Source organism: Streptomyces sp. NBC_00075 (assembly GCF_045041225.1).
GTDB lineage: Bacteria > Actinomycetota > Actinomycetes > Streptomycetales > Streptomycetaceae > Streptomyces > Streptomyces adonidis.
Window position 1 is genome coordinate 9461194 of record NZ_CP108243.1, and the last position, 20479, is coordinate 9481672.

15 protein-coding genes are annotated in these 20479 nt (G+C 70.0%); 7 read left to right on the forward strand and 8 right to left on the reverse strand.

The window, feature by feature from the left end:
• Position 1 precedes the first annotated feature (1 nt).
• The 3 genes from OG787_RS41475 to OG787_RS41485 all read right to left on the reverse strand — a co-directional run bounded on the left by OG787_RS41475 (position 2) and on the right by OG787_RS41485 (position 4153).
• Positions 2 to 1573 carry an APC family permease gene (locus OG787_RS41475; protein WP_405538737.1) on the reverse strand — a complete coding sequence of 524 codons (1572 nt, stop codon included), beginning with the start codon at positions 1571 to 1573 and terminating at the stop codon, positions 2 to 4.
• 167 nt (positions 1574 to 1740) lie between these two features.
• The gene (locus OG787_RS41480) at positions 1741 to 3201 is read right to left on the reverse strand and encodes an aldehyde dehydrogenase family protein (protein ID WP_369032105.1); all 1461 of its coding nucleotides are present in this window, start codon (positions 3199 to 3201) and stop codon (positions 1741 to 1743) included.
• Positions 3202 to 3580: 379 nt separating this feature from the next.
• Positions 3581 to 4153 (reverse strand): hypothetical protein, encoded by a 573-nt coding sequence (locus OG787_RS41485; RefSeq protein ID WP_369032106.1) that lies wholly within the window; start codon positions 4151 to 4153, stop codon positions 3581 to 3583.
• Between the two features lie 423 nt (positions 4154 to 4576).
• Here OG787_RS41485 and OG787_RS41490 point away from each other — a divergent pair, with 423 nt between their 5' ends.
• Genes OG787_RS41490 through OG787_RS41510 form a run of 5 tightly spaced genes read left to right on the forward strand, consistent with a single transcriptional unit; the run spans position 4577 to position 12718 of the window.
• Positions 4577 to 7618: a nitrate- and nitrite sensing domain-containing protein gene (locus tag OG787_RS41490; RefSeq protein ID WP_405538738.1), complete on the forward strand. Its 3042-nt coding sequence runs from the start codon at positions 4577 to 4579 to the stop codon at positions 7616 to 7618.
• Positions 7615 to 8055: a roadblock/LC7 domain-containing protein gene (locus OG787_RS41495; protein WP_369032108.1), complete on the forward strand. Its 441-nt coding sequence runs from the start codon at positions 7615 to 7617 to the stop codon at positions 8053 to 8055. The genes OG787_RS41490 and OG787_RS41495 overlap by 4 nt, the downstream gene beginning before the upstream one ends.
• A gap of 9 nt (positions 8056 to 8064) precedes the next feature.
• A complete protein-coding gene (locus OG787_RS41500) occupies positions 8065 to 8460 on the forward strand; it encodes a DUF742 domain-containing protein (RefSeq protein ID WP_369032109.1) in 396 nt (131 codons plus the stop codon).
• Positions 8461 to 8484: 24 nt separating this feature from the next.
• Positions 8485 to 12132, forward strand: coding sequence for a hydantoinase B/oxoprolinase family protein (locus tag OG787_RS41505; RefSeq protein WP_405538740.1), 3648 nt, complete (start codon positions 8485 to 8487; stop codon positions 12130 to 12132).
• Entirely contained in the window at positions 12113 to 12718 is a 606-nt protein-coding gene (locus OG787_RS41510) for an ATP/GTP-binding protein (protein WP_369032111.1), read from the forward strand. Before OG787_RS41505 ends, OG787_RS41510 begins: the two co-directional genes overlap by 20 nt.
• A 114-nt stretch (positions 12719 to 12832) precedes the next feature.
• On the opposite strand, the gene glpK is transcribed toward OG787_RS41510, so the two are convergent.
• From glpK to OG787_RS41535, 5 genes are all read right to left on the reverse strand, one after another.
• A complete protein-coding gene (gene glpK, locus OG787_RS41515) occupies positions 12833 to 14344 on the reverse strand; it encodes a glycerol kinase GlpK (protein ID WP_369032112.1) in 1512 nt (503 codons plus the stop codon).
• A 58-nt stretch (positions 14345 to 14402) separates the two neighbouring features.
• Positions 14403 to 15128 carry an MIP/aquaporin family protein gene (locus OG787_RS41520; protein WP_369032113.1) on the reverse strand — a complete coding sequence of 242 codons (726 nt, stop codon included), beginning with the start codon at positions 15126 to 15128 and terminating at the stop codon, positions 14403 to 14405.
• A 339-nt stretch (positions 15129 to 15467) separates the two neighbouring features.
• Positions 15468 to 17093, reverse strand: coding sequence for a GGDEF domain-containing protein (locus OG787_RS41525; protein WP_405538741.1), 1626 nt, complete (start codon positions 17091 to 17093; stop codon positions 15468 to 15470).
• Positions 17094 to 17229: 136 nt separating this feature from the next.
• On the reverse strand, positions 17230 to 18420 hold the full coding sequence (locus OG787_RS41530; protein ID WP_405538743.1) for a lipid-transfer protein: 1191 nt from the start codon (positions 18418 to 18420) through the stop codon (positions 17230 to 17232).
• Positions 18417 to 18842 (reverse strand): Zn-ribbon domain-containing OB-fold protein, encoded by a 426-nt coding sequence (locus tag OG787_RS41535; protein ID WP_405540736.1) that lies wholly within the window; start codon positions 18840 to 18842, stop codon positions 18417 to 18419. The genes OG787_RS41530 and OG787_RS41535 overlap by 4 nt, the downstream gene beginning before the upstream one ends.
• A 246-nt stretch (positions 18843 to 19088) precedes the next feature.
• Here OG787_RS41535 and OG787_RS41540 point away from each other — a divergent pair, with 246 nt between their 5' ends.
• A complete protein-coding gene (locus tag OG787_RS41540; protein ID WP_369032116.1) occupies positions 19089 to 19892 on the forward strand; it encodes a M15 family metallopeptidase in 804 nt (267 codons plus the stop codon).
• 48 nt (positions 19893 to 19940) lie between these two features.
• Positions 19941 to 20474 carry an NUDIX domain-containing protein gene (locus OG787_RS41545; protein WP_369032117.1) on the forward strand — a complete coding sequence of 178 codons (534 nt, stop codon included), beginning with the start codon at positions 19941 to 19943 and terminating at the stop codon, positions 20472 to 20474.
• Positions 20475 to 20479: the final 5 nt, after the last annotated feature.

The window sequence follows — 20479 nt, forward strand, 5'->3', positions numbered from 1 at the left end:
TTCAGTCGGACGCCGGAGCGGTGAGGGGACCGGCGGACCCGGCCGAGGGCTCCTCGAAACGGTGTCCGGCGAGCACACCTGTCCGGTGCCGCTGGATGAACCAGTAGTAGGCGAAGCCGCCGCCCGCGATGACCGCGACGAACAGCACCGCGCCCCACTGGAGATACCAGTGGAAGGGGGCGGTCGCGTTGTAGACCTCGGCGCGCGGCCAGATCAGGTTGGTCGTCATCGCTGCGCCCCAGACGACGGCGCCGATGTTGACGAGCAGGCCCCAGCGGCCGAGCGAGAACTTGCCGTCACCGGCCGGCTGCCACTTCCCGCGCAGCCGCGCCACCAGCATCGGCCCGGTGACGCCCAGATAGGCGAGGTAGATCATGATGATGCCGATGCTGGTGACCACGGTGAAGATCTGCGGCTGGCGGATGTTGACCACCAGGATCGCCAGCGCGAGGACACCGATGATCACGGCGGGCAGCACCGGCGTCTGGAAGCGCGGGCTGACCTTCGCGAGCAGCGAGGACGCGGGCAGGTTGTTGTCGCGGGCCATCGCGAACGCCAGCCGGATCGCCGCCGTGTGGACGGCGAGCGCGCAGACGGTGACCGCGATCAGCACGCACCACAGCATCGCCTTGCCGGCCGTGGACCCGAGGACGTCGAGCACGATGTACTGCAAGCCGTCCGTGGACAGCTGCTCGCCCTTCAGACTGGAGACGCTCATCAGCGCGAGGAGCAGGATCAGTCCGCCGAGGACGAAGGAGGCGACGATCGCCCGGATGATCGCGCGCGGCGCGTTCCGGGACGGGTTCACGGACTCCTCGCCGAGCGAGGCAGCCGTATCGAAGCCGTACATGACGTACGCGGATGCCAGAGAGGCCACCAGGAACGCGCCGAGGTAGCCGGCGCTGTGGTTCGCGCCCGTGCCGTTGGTCTCCAGGACCACCTGCGGGCCGCGCGTGATGTGCACGGCGAACAGGACGATCAGGACGACCGTGGCGACGAGCTCGATGAAGACACCCGCCGTGTTGATCGTGGCCATCAGCTTGACGCCGAAGGCGTTCACCACAGTTGTGAACAGGATCAACACCGTGGCCAGGATCACCGCGTTGGTCGCCACGTCGTACTTTCCGGTGCCGTCCCCGACGATCTGGAACACGTCGGAGATCTGCGGCAACGTGAGCTGGTAGGCGAGCGCCACCGCCGCGATGGACACGATCGAGGCGATCAGCATCATCCAGCCGGCCAGCCAGCCCAGATGCGGATTGCCGATCTTCTTCGACCAGTTGTAGACCGAGCCGGCCACGGGATAGCGGGCGGCCAGCTCCGCGAAGCAGAGCGCGACCATGAACTGGCCGACGAACACCATCGGCCACGACCACCAGTAGGCGGGACCGCCGCTGCCGTAACCGAAGTAGAAGAGCTGGAAGGTGCCGGTCAGGATCGAGATGTAGCTGATCCCGGCCGCGAAGGTGTGGAAGTTGCCGAGGGTGCGCTTGAGTTCGGGCTTGTAGCCGAACTCGGCGAGTTCGGCGTCGTCCGTGTGCCCTGGGCCTGTGGGTTTTTCGGTCGTAGCCATGAGCGGACTCCTGGTGGGCCTGGGGGAGTGGGAGGAAGCGGAGCGGCTCGTTGCGGGTGCCGGGATCAATGGGGTGGGATCAATGAAAGCGCACATTCAAGACGTGCGGAGGGAACGACGTACGAGGGAGTGGCAGACGTGGGGTGGGGTGGGTAGTGGGGCGGGTGCTACGAGAACCAGCCCTGCGGCGAGGGATCGGTGTTCCGCCAGATGTGCTTCGCCTCGCGGTACTCGGCGAGTCCCGAGGGCCCGAGTTCGCGGCCGAAGCCGGATTGCTTGTAGCCGCCCCACTCCGCCTGGGGGACGTACGGGTGGTAGTCGTTGATCCACACCGTGCCGATCCGCAGACGGGCCGCGACCCGCTGGGCCTTGGCCTCGTCGGTGGTGAAGACACCCCCGGCGAGCCCGTACACGGTGTCGTTGGCGAGCCGGACGGCTTCCGCCTCGTCCGTGAACCGCTCCACGGTGAGCACGGGACCGAACGACTCCTCCTGTACGACGGTCATCCGGGCGTCGCACTCGTCGAGCACCGTCGGCGGGTAGTAGAAGCCGTCGTCGAGCCCCTCGGGACGCGCCCCGCCGCAGCGCAGCACCGCGCCCTCGGCCAGGCCCTGGGCGACATACGCCTCGACCTTCGCGCGATGCGCCTCGGAGATCAGCGGGCCCGTCTGCGCCTGTTCGTCGAACGGGCCGCCGAGCCGGATCAGTTGGGCCCGCCGGACGACCTCGTCGACGAACCGGTCGTGCAGCGAGTCCTCCACCAGCAGCCGGGCCCCGGCCGAGCAGACCTGCCCGGAGTGCAGGAACACGGCGGTGAGCGCCATGTCGACGGCCGTGTCGAAGTCGGCGTCGGCGAACACGATGTTCGGGTTCTTGCCGCCGAGTTCGAGCGCGACCTTCTTCACCGTTCCCGCTGCCGCGGCCATCAGTCGGCGGCCGGTCTGGAGCCCGCCGGTGAAGGAGAGGAGGTCGACGTCCGGATGGTCGCCGAGCGGCGCGCCCGCCTCCGGACCGGCGCCGAGGACGAGGTTGGCCACGCCCGCGGGCAGTCCCGCCTCGTCCAGGAGCCGCATCAGATGGATCGCGGAGTGCGGGGTCAGCTCGCTCGGCTTGAGGACGAAGGTGTTTCCGGCCGCGAGGGCCGGGGCGACCTTCCACGCGGTCTGGAGGAGCGGGTAGTTCCATGGGGTGATCAGCGCGCAGACGCCGACCGGCTCGTACACGACCCGGCTGTCCACGTTCGGCGAACCGGTGTCGATGACCCGCCCGGTCTCGCTCGCCACGAGCCGCCCGAAGTAGCGGAAGCAGTTGACGATGTCATCGATGTCGTACGCGCTCTCCACCAGCCGCTTTCCGGTGTCCAGGGACTCGGCGCGAGCCAGGACGTCCTTGTCGCGGACCATGAGGTCGGCGACGCGCAGCAGCAGGTCACCGCGCTCACCCGCCGGAGTGCCCGGCCATGGGCCCTCGTCGAAGGCACGGCGGGCGGCGGCGATCGCCTCCACCGTGTCCTTGCCGCCCGCCTCGTCGACTACACCGACCAGTGAACCGTCGGCGGGACAGCGGATCTCCCGGGTGCGCTCGTCGAGCGCGGACCTCCACGCACCGCCGATGAAGAGTTCGGGCATGTTCTTGTTCCTCCTGGTCAGCGCCGTAGCAAGGCGCCCTTGCGGCTGGGCGCCTCCCCGGCCGACGACGGTTCATGCCGAATGTGATCTTCGACACGTCAGCTGGAGGCGGTCGATGTACCCGGCCGGAGGGGGTGCCTGCGTCTCTGGAACCCATGTGCTGTTCGTCCGGCACCAGCACACCACCCTTCGGGCGCGACCGCGATGCCATCGCAGGCGGCGTTCACCCACAACGGGCGCAAGTGTGTGCGATTACTTGTGATGGTGAGGTGTCGGTGGAGCGGGTGCCGAGGGCTGCGCTGCCGAGAGGGGTGAACGCCTGGACGTCCTCGCGGAACTCGATGCCGCCGCCCGCGGAGGCGCGACGGCGATCGGGGTCTCAGGGGTGCGACAACTGCCCGGAACCGCCGCCCTGCCTGGCTATCCGCTCCTGCGTCCGGGCGGCAGCCCGAACCTGCCGCCGGGCCTTGCGACGCTCGCGGCGCAGCGCTCGTGCAGTGCTGCTCGGGGTCGACACCACGCCGTTGCGCTGGTTCCAGACCTGGCGTGTCACCCACACGTCGAGCGCGGCCCAGGTGGCCACCACCGTGCTGGCCACACTGCTGAGCACCATCGGGAAGGCCAGCCAGGAACCGGCCAGCGTGCACAGGAAGGCCACCATCGCCTGGATCAGCGTGACGGCGATGACGAGCACCGCCCGTACGGCCGCCGTACGCACCGGATCCGGCAGTCGGCGCCGACGTGCGGGCTCCTCCACCCACAGCTGTCGATAGGAGGGCTGTGCGCTGATGTTCCCGTCCATCGCGCTCCCTTCCCTTCTGCCCGTGTTCGCCGGCACTTCGCGCCCGTCCGCCGTCGCGAGGCCGTCATCAGGCGCCTCGGGACCACGGACCGCCGCCAAGGGTGCCGCAACGTCGTTCCCGAGCGCTTCGCGTCGTTCCGCCGTGCCCATCACGTGCCACTCCCCACCGCCCGGCAAGACCGCCCGTCCCGATGTCTGTGGACACCGGCTCCCCAGTGGTTGCCCGGCTTGCACTGTTCTACGCCGCCCGGACGCGGGTTTGCGGACCCCGCTGACGGTTCCGCTGCCCACTTCCTGTGTACAAAGACGAACGACGTGTCTCGAAGATTCCCATCAAACGCAAAAATCCAGCCAAACGGTCAGGTTGGCCGACGGCCGCCGTCCTGCGGCCGATGCCGGATTCGTGGAGGCAATCTCCCCTAATGATCGGACAACTCGCCATCTCTCGCCAGCAGGACGGAAGTTCAGCCTCCGGACAGGTCTTCGAGTTCTCTGTGGGTCAGTAGTAGGCTCACGCCGATTATTGACGCACATGTGTACCCCCGCACTGGCGGGGGCGAGCTGGGGGAGGCCATGCGCTTTCGCGGGAAGTCCATCCGCCGGAAGATCGTGGCGCTGCTTCTCGTGCCGCTGGTGTCCTTGACCGCGATCTGGGGCTTCGCCACGGTGCTCACGGGTCGTGAGGCGGCCGAGTTGTTCAATGTGTCGTCGATCGTGGAGAAGGTCAGCTACCCCACGGAGGACGCCGTGCGCGTGCTCCAGCAGGAGCGCCGGCAGACCCTCGTCTACCTCGCCGACCCCCGTGCCTCCGACGCACTGGCGGCCCTTCGACGCAGCCGCAGCGCCACCGACGACGTCATCGGCGAGATCCGTGACAACGCCGATAAATCCGACGTACGCAACTCGATCAGCGACAGTGACAGCGAGCGCCTCAGCGCCGTCCTGGAGGCGTTCGACGGTATCGACCCGCTGCGCCGCAGCGTCGAGGAAGGCACCGTCACCCGGTCCCAGGCCCTCGACCTCTACAACCGCCTGGTCGACCCCTGTTACGTCCTGCTCGCCAACCTGCACATCATCGACAACCTCGAGATGGACAAGCAGGCCCGCGCCCTCGTCAACACCGCCCGCGCCCGCGAACTGCTCTCCCGCGAGGACGCGTTGCTCGGCTCGGCCCTGGTCGTCGGCAAGGTCTCCCGCGACGAATCCCGTGACATCTCCGACCTCGTGGCACAGCGCACCGTCATGTACGACGTCAGCCTGCCGCTGCTCCCGCTGTCGGACCGCGCACGCTACGAGCGGTTCTGGAAGAACGCCTCCACCGCACCGCTCCGGGTGGCCGAACAGGCCGCCATCGGCGCCGAGTCCGGCCGGCCCCGCGGCGTCACCGCGAAGAGCTGGGACACCACCGCGGGCGATGTCCTCGACGAACTCCGCAAGCTCAACGACCAGTCGGGCGACCGCTATCAGGACCGGGTCCGCCCTGTAGTCATGGGCGTCATCGTCAAAGCCGTCGTCGCCGGCGTCCTCGGACTGGTCGCCCTGCTGTTCTCCCTCGTCCTGTCCGTACGCATCGGCCGTGCCCTCATCCGCGACCTGCGCCAGCTCCGCCTCGAGGCCCACGAGGCATCGGGCGTGCGGCTGCCCAGCGTGATGCGCCGTCTGTCGGCCGGCGAACAGGTCGACGTGGAGACCGAGGTACCGCGCCTGGAGTACGACAAGAACGAGATCGGCGAGGTCGGCCAGGCCCTCAACACCCTCCAGCGCGCCGCCGTCGAGGCCGCCGTCAAACAGGCCGAACTCCGCTCCGGAGTCTCCGAGGTCTTCGTCAACCTCGCCCGGCGCAGCCAGGTCCTGCTGCACAAGCAGCTCACCCTGCTCGACACCATGGAACGCAGGACCGAGGACACCGACGAACTCGCCGACCTGTTCCGCCTCGACCACCTCACCACCCGTATGCGCCGGCACGCCGAAGGCCTGGTGATCCTCTCCGGAGCGGCCCCCTCCCGGCAGTGGCGCAAGCCCGTCCAGCTGATGGACGTCGTACGCGCCGCCGTCGCCGAGGTCGAGGACTACGAGCGCATCGAGGTCCGCAGGCTGCCGCGGATGGCCGTCACCGGCCCGGCCGTCGCCGACCTCACCCACCTCGTGGCCGAACTCCTGGAGAACGCCACGGTGTTCTCGCCCCCGCACACGGCCATCCAGGTCCTGGGCGAACGGGTCGCCAACGGGTTCACCCTGGAGATTCACGACCGGGGCCTGGGCATGGCGGCCGAAGCACTTCTCGACGCCAACCTGCGGCTCGCAGAGACACCCGAGTTCGAACTGTCCGACACGGACCGGCTCGGCCTGTTCGTCGTCAGTCGGCTCGCCCAGCGGCAGAACGTCCGAGTCTCCCTCCAGCCGTCCCCGTACGGCGGCACCACGGCCGTCGTCTTCGTCCCCGACGCGCTCCTCACGGACGACGTCCCGGACACCAACGGCATCGGCTTCCGCCTCGACCGCGCCCAGCCCTCCAAAGAGGCCGCGTTCGAGGAGGGCCGCAAGGCCGCGCTCTCCTCGGCACCCGTGCGCCTTCCCGGACTGCCCGCCTCGCTCATCGACGGCCCGGTCGAGCTGGAGGCGCCGGTCGACCTGGACGCCCTCGACGACTTTCCCGGTTCCTTCGGCGATGCGGACGGCGAGCAGGGCGTTTTCCTTCGGCCACGCCGCTCGATCACCGGAGCGACGGACGAGACGAGCGACCTCCCGATCGACCCGCGCCAGCAGTTTTCCGAGGACCGGGGCCAAACCGCCCCCGACAGTGCGGTCGGCCGGCCGGACGACGCCGTGGCGCTGCCGCGCCGCCGGACGCCCAAGCTGGTCAGCTCCCACGGTCGTCCCGTCACGGACCAGCCTTCCCGGCGCAGCCCGGCCCCGGCGGACGAACAGCCGGACAGCGCTGGTTCGTCGGACCCGGACGCCCTGGCCCCGCTCCCGGCCCGCCGCCGGGGCGAGACACCGGTCCGCCGGTCCGGCGGCAGTCCGGGTGACGGTTTCGGCGACCGCACGGAACCTCCGGTGCGCGGTTGGGACAGCCGAGGGGAAACCGTCGGCCGAGGCCTCGACGGACGTGCGGACTCGGCAGGCTCCAGGTCCTTCACCGACCGCATGGAACCGCCCGTCTCACGCTTCGGCGACCGATCGGTCACCGACCGTCCCGACGCGCCCTCCCGTGGCGCGGGCGGACGAGCCGAGGCCGGCCGCAACGGCCTCGGCGACCTGTCGCCGGAAGCGCCGGCCCTTCCGCAGCGCGACCGGCGTGGTGGCTCCGGCGGGACAGCCTCCCACCCCGGTGCGGCGGCGGATCCGGCCGCGTCCGGTACGGCTGGGCTGCCCCGCCGCGTACGCCAGGCGAACCTGGCGCCGCAGCTGAGGGACGGCCCGGAGCGGCGGGCCGAACGGGCGAAGTCCCGTACCCAGGACGGAGCCGACCTCTTCGACCGTGATGCCGACCAGGTCCGCAGCCGCATGGCTTCGTTGCAGCGTGGCTGGCAGCGTGGTCGTGAGGAGAACGCCACGGGCGAAGACGCCCAGGACGGCACAGCACAAGGAACGACTAAGGGGGACGGTCGATGACCGCACCGAAGGCGACCGGCCAGAGCGCGAGTGACAAGGCGTCCGGCGAACTCAACTGGCTCCTCGACGACCTCGTGGACCGGGTGGCCAGCATCCGCAGAGCACTCGTGCTCTCCGGCGACGGACTGCCCACCGGGGTCTCCAAGGACCTCAGCCGGGAGGACAGCGAACACCTGGCCGCCGTGGCCTCCGGATTCCACAGCCTCGCCAAGGGCGTGGGACGTCACTTCGACGCGGGCAACGTCCGCCAGACGGTCGTCGAACTCGACGACGCCTTTCTGTTCGTGACGGCCGCCGGGGACGGCAGCTGCCTGGCCGTGCTCTCGGACGCCGACTCGGACGTGGGCCAGGTCGCCTACGAGATGACTCTCCTGGTGAAGCGTGTCGGTGTACATCTGGCGGCCGCTCCGCGCACCGATCTGCCCGCAGGCGGGTAGTGAGATGACATGAGCGGAGACGGTCAGCCCAGAAGCCACTGGTTCGACGACGAGGCCGGACCGGTCGTCCGTCCGTACGCCATGACGCGGGGCCGCACCAGCCATGCGGCCCAGCACCGCCTGGACCTGATCGCGGTGGTCGTCACGGAGGCGCACGCGGACGATCCGGAAGCGGACCACATGCTGTCCCCGGAACACGTGGACATCGTCGAACTCTGCCGTGACGCCCCCCAGTCGGTCGCCGAACTCGCTGCCGAACTCAATCTCCCCATCGGCGTGGTGCGGGTCCTCATCGGGGACCTCGTGGACGAGGAAATGGTCCATGTGACGCGCCCCGTACCCCCCGCCGAGCTGGTGGACGAGAGTATTCTGCGCGATGTGATCAACGGCCTCCGGGCGCTCTGAGCAGCGCGGAAGCGGGGTAGAGACGTGACAGGCTGGCAGTTCTGGGTCGACCGGGGCGGTACCTTCACCGACATCGTCGCGCGGCGCCCGGACGGCGGCCTGGTCACCCACAAGCTGCTGTCCGACAACCCCGCCCGGTACGCCGACGCGGCCGTCGCAGGCGTACGCGAGCTCCTGGGGGACTCCCGGGAGCCCATCGAGGCCGTCCGGATGGGGACGACCGTCGCCACCAACGCGCTCCTCGAACGCAAAGGCGAACGCACCCTCCTCGTCGTCACCCGCGGTTTCCGCGACGCGCTGCGCATCGCCTACCAGAACCGCCCCCGCATCTTCGCCCGCCGGATCGACCTCCCCGGGCCGCTCCACGAACGCGTCGTGGAGGCCGACGAGCGCATCGCCGCCGACGGCTCCGTCCTGCGCGCCCCCGACCTCGACGCTCTCACCGGGCCGCTCCAGGAGGCCTACGACGACGGGATCCGCGCCGTCGCCGTGCTCTGCATGCACAGCCACCTCCACCCCGCCCACGAACAGGCCATCGGCGCCCTGGCCGCCCGCATCGGCTTTCCGCAGATCTCGCTGTCCAGCGAGGTCAGCCCACTCATGAAGCTCGTCCCGCGCGGGGACACGGCTGTCGTCGACGCCTACCTGTCGCCCGTCCTGCGCCGGTACGTCCAGCACGTCGCCGACGAACTCCAGGACGTGCGGCTGATGTTCATGCAGTCCAACGGAGGCCTCACCGAAGCCGGCCAGTTCCGCGGCAAGGACGCCATCCTGTCCGGGCCGGCCGGCGGCATCGTCGGCATGGCCCGCATGTCCCAGCTCGCCGGATTCGACCGCGTCATCGGGTTCGACATGGGCGGCACCTCCACCGACGTCTCGCACTTCGCCGGCGAGTACGAACGCGTCTTCACCACCCAGATCGCGGGTGTCCGGCTGCGTGCCCCCATGCTGGACATCCACACCGTCGCCGCCGGCGGCGGCTCCGTCCTCCACTTCGACGGCTCCCGCTACCGCGTGGGACCCGACTCCGCGGGCGCGGACCCCGGCCCCGCCTGCTACCGCGGTGGCGGCCCGCTCACCGTCACGGATGCCAACGTGGCCCTCGGGCGCATCCAACCCGCCCATTTCCCCAAGGTGTTCGGCCCCGACGGCGACCAGCCCCTCGACGACACCCTCGTCCGCGACCGCTTCGCCGCCCTCGCCGACGAGATCCGCGAACGGACCGGCGACGACCGCACCCCGGAGCAGGTGGCCGAGGGCTACCTGCAGATCGCCGTGGCCGGCATCGCCAACGCCGTGAAGCGGATCTCCGTGCAGAAGGGCCACGACGTCACCCGCTACGCCCTCACCACCTTCGGTGGGGCGGGTGGACAGCACGCCTGTATGGTCGCCGACTCGCTCGGCATCCGGACCGTGCTGGTGCCGCCCATGGCCGGTGTCCTGTCCGCGCTCGGCATCGGACTCGCCGACACCACGGCCATGCGCGAACAGTCCGTCGAGGCACCCCTGGAACCCGCTTCCATGCCCGGCGTCCTCAAGACCGCCGAAGACCTGGAGGGCGCCGCCAGGGCCGAACTCCTCGCCGAGGACGTCCCCGAGGACCGCATCCAGGTCACCCGGCGCGCCCAGCTCCGCTACGACGGCACGGACACCACCCTGACCGTCGGGCTCGGGGAGCCCGACGCGATGAAACACGCCTTCGAAGAACGTCATCGCGCCACGTACTCCTTCACCCTCGACCGCCCTGTGGTCGTCGAAGCCCTCTCCGTGGAAGCCACTGGCATCACCGAACCCCCCGATCTCTCCGCTCTCACCGCATTCGAATCCCGCACCACCGCCCCCGAGACGGCCGCCCTCCACACGGGCGGTGCCTGGCACGACGTACCCCTGCACCGCCGCGAGGAACTGCCCCCCGGCGAGACGGTCACCGGCCCGGCGATCATCACCGAGGCCAGTGCCACGACCGTCGTCGACGACGGCTGGCAGGCCGCGACGACCGACGACGGGCATCTGGTCATGGAACGCGTGGCGGTTACGCAGAGTTCCGATCTCGGCACAGAAGTCGATCCGGTTCTGCTGGAGGTCTTCAACAACCTCTTCATGGCGATCGCCGAACAGATGGGCGCCCGGCTGGAATCCACCGCCCAGTCCGTCAACATCAAGGAGCGCCTGGACTTCTCCTGCGCCCTCTTCGACCCCGACGGAAACCTGGTCGCGAACGCACCCCACATCCCCGTTCACCTGGGATCCATGGGGACGAGCGTCAAGGAGGTCATCGAACGCCGATGCGACGGCATGCGCCCGGGCGACACATACGCCGTCAACGACCCGTACCACGGCGGCACCCACCTCCCGGACGTCACCGTGATCACCCCGGTCTTCGGCACCGGGCGGACGACAGCGGGCAGCGGCGACACGGAGAGTGACCGCATCCTGTTCTACGTCGCCTCGCGCGGCCACCACGCCGAGATCGGCGGGATCGCCCCCGGCTCCATGCCGGCCGACAGCCGCACCATCGACGAGGAAGGCATCCTCTTCGACAACTGGCTGCTCGCCGAGAACGGCCGCTTCCGCGAGGAGGAGACCCTCCGGCTGCTCACCGAGGCGCCCTACCCCTCCCGCAACCCCAGGACCAACCTCGCCGACCTGCGCGCCCAGATCGCCGCCAACCAGAAGGGCGTCGACGAAGTCGCCCGGATGATCGACAACTTCGGCCTCGACGTCGTCCAGGCATACATGAAGCACGTCCAGGACAACGCCGAGGAATCGGTCCGGCGAGTGATCGACACCCTGGAAGAGGGCGAGTTCGCCTACGAGACGGACTCGGGAGCCGTCATCCGGGTCCGTGTCACCGTGGACCGCGAAAAACGTTCCGCGACGGTCGACTTCACCGGCACCTCCGCACAGCTGAGCAGCAACTTCAACGCCCCCTTCGCGGTGGTGAATGCGGCCGTCCTGTACGTCTTTCGCACCCTGGTCGACGACGACATCCCCCTCAACGACGGCTGTCTGCGCCCGCTCGACATCGTCGTACCGCCCGCTTCGATGCTCGCTCCCGAGCCGCCGGCTGCTGTCGTCGCGGGCAACGTGGAAACCTCGCAGGCCATCACCGGAGCCCTGTACGGGGCGCTCGGCGTTCAGGCCGAGGGCTCCGGCACGATGAACAACGTCACCTTCGGTAACGAGCGGTACCAGTACTACGAAACCGTGGCCTCCGGGTCCGGCGCGGGCGACGGTTTTCCGGGCGCGTCCGTCGTCCAGACCCATATGACCAACTCGCGGCTCACCGACCCCGAGGTCCTTGAGTGGCGACTGCCGGTCAGGCTCGACGAGTTCGCGGTACGGCACGGCAGCGGCGGTGCGGGACAATGGCGCGGTGGAGACGGGGCGGTGCGCCGTCTCCGGTTCAACGAGCCGATGACTGTGTCCACCTTGTCGCAGCACCGCAGGGTTCCGCCGTACGGTATGGCGGGCGGCGAGCCGGGCGCGCTGGGGGCCAACCGCGTGGAGCGTGCGGACGGCACAGTGACCGTGCTCGGCGGCAGCGACTCGGCGGACGTCGGCCCCGGCGACGTACTCGTCATCGAAACCCCCGGCGGCGGGGGCTACGGCCCACCGCCGACCGACCCCGAACCAGCAGGAGAAGAGATCGATGATCTTCGGGCGTTCTGAGCGCGGCAAGCCCCCGGTCGAGCCCGTCACGCTCAAGATCCTCGTGGCCGGCGGATTCGGCGCGGGCAAGACGACCCTCGTCGGCGCGGTCAGCGAGATCAAGCCGTTGCGCACCGAGGAGTTGCTCACCGAGGCGGGCCGCCCGGTCGACGACACCAGTGGGGTGGAGGGCAAACACACCACCACTGTGGCCATGGACTTCGGCCGCATCACGCTGCGCGAGGACCTGGTGCTGTACCTCTTCGGGACGCCGGGACAGGACCGCTTCTGGTTCCTGTGGGACGAACTCGCCACCGGTGCTCTGGGTGCGATCGTCCTCGCCGACACCCGCCGTCTGGAGGACAGCTTCGCCGCCGTCGACTACTTCGAGCGGCGCTCCATACCCTTCCTCGTCGGCGTCAACTGCTTCGACGGAGCGGCCCGTTACCCGTCGCAGTCCGTCCGGGCGGCGCTCGACCTCGACGCAAGTGTGCCGCTCCTGCTGTGCGACGCGCGTGACCGGGAGTCGGTCAAGGAGGTCCTCATCGGAGTAGTCCAGCACGCGATGGCGTACGCGGCCGACCGCCGCGCGACCGTCACCACCTGACAGCCCCTCACCGCTCCGCACGCGCACGGCCCGTACCCCCGCCGACCGGGGTACGGGCCGCGGTCCAAAGGCACGCGCGCGCGTGGACCTCGTTTTCCGCTCAGAGCGGTGGTTCTAGCCCCGGCCCTCCTCCTCCCAGCCGAAGCTCTTCTCCACGGCCTTGCGCCAGTTGTGGTACTCGCGGTCGCGCACCGACGCCTCCATGGCAGGTGTCCACTCGACGTCCTTCTGCCAGTGCGACTTCAGCTCGTCGAGGTCGTTCCACACCCCGGTCGCGAGCCCGGCCGCGTACGCCGCTCCCAGGCATGTCGTCTCGGAGACCTTCGGACGGATGACCGGCACCCCGAGGACGTCCGCCTGGTGCTGCATCAGCAGGTTGTTCTTGGTCATGCCGCCGTCCACCTTCAGGGTCGTGATGCTCACCCCGGAGTCCTGGAACATGGCGTCCACGACCTCCCGCGTCTGCCAGCTCGTCGCCTCCAGCACCGCGCGCGCCAGATGCCCCTTGGTGACGTACCGCGTGAGGCCGGTGACCACCCCGCGCGCGTCGGAGCGCCAATAGGGCGCGAACAGGCCCGAGAAGGCGGGCACGATGTACGCGCCGCCGTTGTCGTCGACGCTCGCCGCGAGCGTCTCGATCTCGTCGGCGGTACGGATGATGCCGAGCTGGTCGCGGAACCACTGCACGAGCGCCCCGGTGATCGCGATGGACCCTTCCAGGCAGTACACCGGGGCCTCGCCGCCGATCTTGTAGCCCATCGTCGTCAGCAGGCCGTTCTTCGACGGGACGGGACGGTTGCCGGTGTTGAGCAGCAGGAAACTGCCGGTGCCGTACGTGTTCTTCGCCGTCCCCACGTCGTAGCAGGCCTGGCCGAACACCGCGGCCTGCTGGTCGCCCAGCGCGGAGGCCACGGGGACGCCCGCGAGCTGGCCCACCGCGGTGCCGTACACCTCGGACGAGGACCTGATCTCGGGGAGGACCGCCTCGGGGACGTTCATCGCGGACAGGATGGACGCGTCCCATTGGAGGGTCTCCAGGTCCATCAGCATGGTGCGGCCGGCATTGGTCACGTCGGTGACGTGCCGCCCGCCGTCCGTACCGCCCGTCAGGTTCCAGATCAGCCAGGAGTCGATGGTGCCGAAGGCGATCTCGCCGTGCTCGGCGCGGGCCCGCAGCCCCGGCACGTTGTCGAGCAGCCATGCCGCCTTGGGGCCGGAGAAGTAGCTGGCCAGGGGCAACCCGGTCTGCTCGCGGAAACGGTCCTGCCCGTCGGCGCCGCCGAGTTCGTTGCAGAGCGCGGCCGTACGTGTGTCCTGCCAGACGATCGCGTTGTGGACCGGCTTGCCCGTGGCGCGGTCCCAAAGGACCGTCGTCTCACGCTGGTTGGTGATGCCGAGCGCGCTGAGCTGGTCGGCGCGCAGCCCGGCCTTGGCGAGTGCGCCCGCGACCACAGCCTGCACCTTCGACCAGATCTCGGTGGCGTCGTGCTCCACCCATCCGGGCTTGGGGAAGATCTGGCGGTGTTCGCGCTGGTCGACGGCGACGATCGCGCCGTCCTGGTTGAAGACGATGCAGCGGCTGGACGTGGTGCCCTGGTCGATCGCGGCGACGAACTTGTCCGTCATGACGTCCCCTTCGTGGGAAGCTCCGGAATTCTGCGGCCCCGGCACGCGCGCGTGCGTGTCAGAAGGCCGCGTTGAAGACGATCCCCGCCAGCGCGGCGCCGATCAGCGGCCCCACCACCGGGATCCACGCGTAACTCCAGTCCGAGGTGCCCTTGTTGGGTATCGGGAGCAGGGCGTGGGCGATGCGCGGGCCCAGGTCACGGGCCGGATTGATGGCGTACCCCGTGGGACCGCCGAGCGACAGACCGATGCCGACCACCAGGAAGGAGACGATCAGGATCGATGTGCCGGACTCGCCGAGCCCCTTGGTCAGGCCGAAGGCCAGGATCGGCAGGACCAGCGCCATGGTCGCGATGATCTCGGTGACCAGGTTCGCCACGGGATTGCGGATCGCCGGCGTGGTGGAGAAGATCCCGAGCGTCGGCTGGGCGATCTCCTCCTCCGCGTTGGCCTGGAACTGGGCGAAGTACACCAGCCAGCACAGGACCGCGCCGAGGAAGGCGCCGACCATCTGCCCGGCGATGTACACGGGCACCTTGTCCCAGTCCCCGGTGTCGACGGCGATCCCGATGGTCACCGCGGGGTTGAGATGCCCGCCGGACAGCGGTGCGGCGGTGTACGCCCCGGCGAGCACGCCGAAGCCCCAGCCGAACGTGATGACGATCCAGCCGGCGTCCTTCGCCTTGGAGTAGTTCAGTACGACGGCGGCGACCACGCCGGCGCCGAAGAGGATCAGAATCGCTGTACCGATGATCTCGCCGACAAAGATGTCCCCATTGCTCATGGCGGCTCCTAGGCCTTCGCCCGGGGCGGTCCGGCCCCGGTCGACCTTGCAGGGTGCGTTCCCATGGCTACTTCAGCCGGGGACAGGGAGTTCCCGCGCCCCGCCCGGCGTCCGTGACGAGCGTGCCGTCGCAGCCGGATCGCCCGCATGGAAATGGCCCGTGGTGCGGTTGGGGCCCGCACGGCGCATTGCCTGATTACGCCGAGAATGTGTGGCGATGCCGACTGACACCGGAAGTGTTCTCCGACGTCCTGTGAGCGTCAAGGTCGCCGACGACACTGGTTGAGGCGCCCCTCGCGGATGCGGTGGCGGTTGCCTTGAACGGCGTCTCTGCCGCCCTCACCCTGCCTGCGCGGGTGCCAGCCCCGAACCCCGCAGGATCTCGTGACCGGGCAGACCTGCCCGGCCGAGCACCCAGCTCGCCCCGTGGAGGGACTTCGCCGCCTGTTTCAGCGGCGCCAGGCACGCAGCGGCCTGCCGGTGGTCCGCGACGCTGCCAGGCGCGCACAGGACCGTCGCCAGGGACAGCGTGACGGCGTGTCCGCCCGCGTACCAGGGCGTGTCGAGCACCGCCGACGCCAGCGGATCGAGACCTTCCGGATCCGTCAGTACGAGGAAGTCGTCCCCGCCGATGTGCCCCACGCGCGTGCTCCCGGACGCCGAGTGCGACAACACCCGCCCCACCGACCGGATCAGCTCGTCACCGGCCGCGAACCCGGCACCGTCGTTGACGCGCTTGAAGTGGTCGACGTCCAGCCAGCTCAGCGCGAACACCCGCCCGGCCGCGATCCGCCGGTCCACCTCCGCGGTGATCGTGTCCGAACCGGGCAGCCGCGTCAGCGGATTGAGCCCCGCCGCCTCCTCGACCCGGCTCTCGGCGAGCGCCCGTACGAGATCCGCCAGCCGTACGACGCCCACGCACCGCCCGTACCGGTCGACGACCGCCACGTCGTCCGACGTACGGTCCCGGTCGCCGTCCGCGACCACGTCCAAGACCTCCCAGGCGGTCGCGTCGACGCCGACCGTGCGCGGCGGGTCGCCCAGCTTGGCGGCGGGCCGGTCGGCGTACAGGGCGTGGCCGTAACGCCCCGACATCGACAGCAGGAAGCGGGACCGGTGCACGGACCGGACGGGCACCCCGGTCTCGTCCACGAGGACCACCCCGGACACGTCGGGCGACCCCGTCAGCAGCGCCCGCACCCGGCCCGCCGACGCGGTGGCCGGCAGGAGCGCGGCGGGCCGTACGAACTGCCGCACCGACGGCCCGGAAGGGGGCGTGGCGGCCAGCCCGGGGGCCAGCGGCGGAACGTATACGTCGGCCACGGGCAGCCGGGCGGGCGGGGCGAACAGCTCGCCCTGGGCCAGCTGCGCCCCGGCCGACACCGCGGCGGCGCACTGCAGTTCGGTCTCCATGCCCTCCACGGAAAGAAGCGCGCCCAGTTGCTCGCACAGGGTCCGCATCGCCCGCACCGCGGCAGGCCGGTCCAGCAGGGACGTGTCCAGCTTCACCAGGTCGGGCGCCAGGTCCGTGAGCAGCCGCAGGGGGACGTCCCCGTCGCCGACGCCGTCCGCGCAGATCCGGAAGCCCTCTCCCCGCAGCACGGCCACCGCCTCCAGGAGCGCCCGCTGCGGCACGTGCGTGTACGGCGGGACCACGTCCACGGTCACCTCCCACGGCAGCCGCCCCGCCTCGCGCACGGCGTCGTGCAGGGCGGCGAGCCCACCGAGGTCGGCGAGGGTCCCGGCGAACACGTTGACGTGGAGCGGCAGCAGCGTCTCCCGGGCGGCCGCCGCCCGTACCGCCAACGCGGCCAGCCAGCCGTCGAGTTCGGGGTCACGGCGAGCCTGGGCGAGGATGTCGCCGCTCTCCGGGCGGGCCAGTATCTCCAGCGCCGCGACGCCGCCGGTCGTCAGATTGACGACCGGCTGGAAGGCGAAACGGAGAGCGTCCGTCCAGGAGGGCACGGCAGCATTTTGGCGCTCCAGGCGTACGCCCGGGCGCAGTTCACGAGGTGTTCACGCACGATTCCGGGCTGATCACAGAGCGTGGAAGTTCCCAGTTGGGCGTGCACTCCATACACACTCCCCGCCCACCTGTTCCTCACCGCACCGCGATCACCGACGAACCGTGCCCGAACAGGCCCTGGTTGGCCGTGATGCCCACGCGCGCACTCGCGACCTGCCGGTCACCGGCGTCCCCCCGCAACTGCCAGGCCAGCTCGCACACCTGCGCGATGGCCTGCGCGGGCACGGCCTCTCCGAAGGAGGCGAGACCGCCACTGGTGTTGACGGGTATGCGCCCGCCCGGGGCCGTCGCGCCCTCCCTCAGCAGCTTCGCCGCCTCGCCCTCGCCGCACAGGCCCAGATCCTCGTACCACTGCAACTCCAGGGCCGTGGACAGGTCGTAGACCTCGGCCAGGGACAGGTCCTCGGGGCCGATGCCGGCCTCCTCGTAGGCCGCCCGTGCGATCGACGCCCGGAAGGTCCCGTCCGTGGGCTCCACGGCCACCGCGGAGTCCGTGGCGATGTCCGGCAGGTCCAGCACGGTCGTGGGGTACCGCGGGGTCACCGTCGACACCGCCCGGATCCGCACCGGCTCCGCCACCCCGTGCCGACGCGCGAACTCCATACCGGTCAGCACCAGCGCCGCCCCGCCGTCCGAGGTGGCGCAGATGTCGAGCAGCCGGAGCGGATCGGCGACCACCGCGGACGCGGCCACCTCGTCGGCCGTGACCCGTTTGCGGTAGCGCGCGTTCGGGTTGAGCGCCCCCAGGGCGGCGTTCTTCACCTTGACCTGCGCGAAGTCCTCCAGGGTGTCCCCGTGTACGGCCATCCGCCGTCGCGCGTACAGCCCGAAGTACGTCGGGTTCGTCGCCCCCAGGACCCGGAACCGCAGCCAGTCCGGGTCGTCGGGCCTTTCTCCGCCGGCCGGCCGGAAGAACCCCTTCGGCGCCGAGTCCGCGCCCACGACGAGCACCACCTCCGCCAGCCCGGCGAGGATCTGCGCGCGCGCCACGGCGACCGCCTGCGCCCCGGACGCGCACGCCGCGTACACGCTCGTCACCCGGGCGCCCTGCCAGCCCAGCGCCTTGGCGAACGTCGCCCCCGCCACATAACCGGGATAGCCGCCACGCACGGTGTCCGCCCCGACGACCGAATCGACGTCCCGCCAGTCGATCCCCGCGTCGGCGAGTGCCCCGCGCGCGGCACTCGCGCCGTACTCGGCGAAGCCACGCCCCCACTTGCCCCAGGGGTGCATGCCCACACCGAGCACCGCCACCTCTCCGGTCATTTCACCACCCCCGTCGGTCGCCAGTGCCAGGTCGTCCAGGTCGTCTCCGCGTCCTCGTGGAGCACGCCTTCGACGACCTCCATCTCCATGCCCACCGTCAGATCGGCGACGGTGACCCCGGGAACCGCCTGTCCCAGCACCACCATCCGCTCGGGCTCCAGCTCCACAGCGATCAACGCGTACGGTTCCCACGGAAGTTCCGGATTCGTCACATAGGGTGACGGCGGCCGGTAGCGGCCGTCGGTGTACGACCAGACCCGCCCGCGCCGGGACAGCGGCACCTCGGCCAACTCGCCGCCCGGACACCCCGGATTGCGGCAGTGGACGTCCTCGCGGGGAAAGAACACCGAGGCGCAGGCCGAGCAGCGGGTACCGAGGAGCCGGAAGCCGTCCCCGTCCCCGGTGAACCACCCGGCGACCACAGGTGTGCGGGTACGTGTCACATTCCCTCCAGAGACCTGGATCTGACGGAACGTCAGAAGTGTGACACGGTCACTTCGGATTGGGCAGCCGTCGCACAGAACCGGACACCCCGTCCGTGCGTCGTCGTATCGGTAGGGACGGCCGGGGTCCACGGGGGTGGTTCCGGCCGTCCCTGGTGCCCGATCGGGCAGGATCGCATCGGATCGCTTCCCCGGAGAGATCCACAACTGATAAATGCAGGGGGCATGACACGATTTCCTGTCGCAGTACGTGGCTTGATGACAGCGCTCGCCCTGCTGCTGGCCGCCTCCGCTCCCGCCGTCGGATCCACCCCGGAAGCCGGGGCACCCGATGACTTCGTGGCCCTGAGGTCAGTCGACCCGACGATCATCCAGGAGATGCGCTACTTCACCCCGCACAACTTCGTGGGCGAGCCCATCGACGGCTACGAGCAGCCGATCTGCATCCTCACCAGGCCCGCGGCCGAGGCTCTCCACCAGGCCCAGCTGAAGCTGCGCCCGCAGGGCTACACCCTCAAGGTGTACGACTGCTACCGCCCGCAGCGCGCCGTGGACCACTTCGTCCGCTGGGCCGAGGACCTCGACGACCAGACCATGAAGGGCGAGTTCTATCCGGACGTCGACAAGACCCGCCTGTTCGAGGACGGTTACATCGCGGAGAAGTCGGGCCACAGCAGGGGCTCCACCATGGACCTGACGATCGTGAAACTCCCCGCGAAACCGACCAGGCCGTACGTCCCCGGGGAACCCCTCGTGTCCTGCTACGCACCCCAGAGCGAGCGCTTCCCGGACAACTCGGTGGACATGGGCACGGGTTACGACTGCTTCGACACCCTCTCCCACACCCTCGACCCGCGCATCCAGGGGGAGCAGCGTGCGAACCGGCTCCTCCTGAAGGACACCCTGGAGACCCTCGGTTTCGTCAACCTCGCCGAGGAGTGGTGGCACTTCACGTTCAAGCCCGAGCTCTATCCGGACACGTACTTCGACTTCCCCGTTTCCGCGAGTTCCCTCACGCCGGTGTCCTGAGGAGCCCCCGGAAGGGTCCCGTCCGTATGATCGGATACAGTCCGCCGCGTGTCCGTAAATCAACTATCAACCGACAACTCCGCGCCGGACTCCCACTGTTCGAGCTGCGGAGCGCCCTACGGAGAGGGCGTTTCCGGCTGGCCCCGCACCTGCCCCGTCTGCGGCGCCGTGGCCTACCGCAACCCGCTGCCCGTCGCGGTGGCACTCCAGCCCGTGTACGACACCAAGGGCGCCGCCCTGGTCGTCATCACCCGAACCATCGCCCCCGCGCGCGGGGGGATCGCCCTGCCCGGCGGGTATGTCGACCATCGCGAGGACTGGCGGCAGGCCCTCGTCCGTGAACTGAGGGAGGAGACGGGCATCGAGGCGGCGAGCCGCGATGTCCGTCTCGCCGACGCGATGAGTTCGCCGGACGGGCACCTGCTGCTCTTCGGAGTCCTCCCGGAACGCCCCGCCGACCACCTGCCGCAGTCCGCCGCCACGGACGAGACGGCCGGCTGGCACCTTCTGCGCAGGCCGGAGGAGCTGGCCTTCCCGCTGCACACGGTGGCCGCGCGCGCCTGGTTCGAGGGCCGCTACTGAGCCCG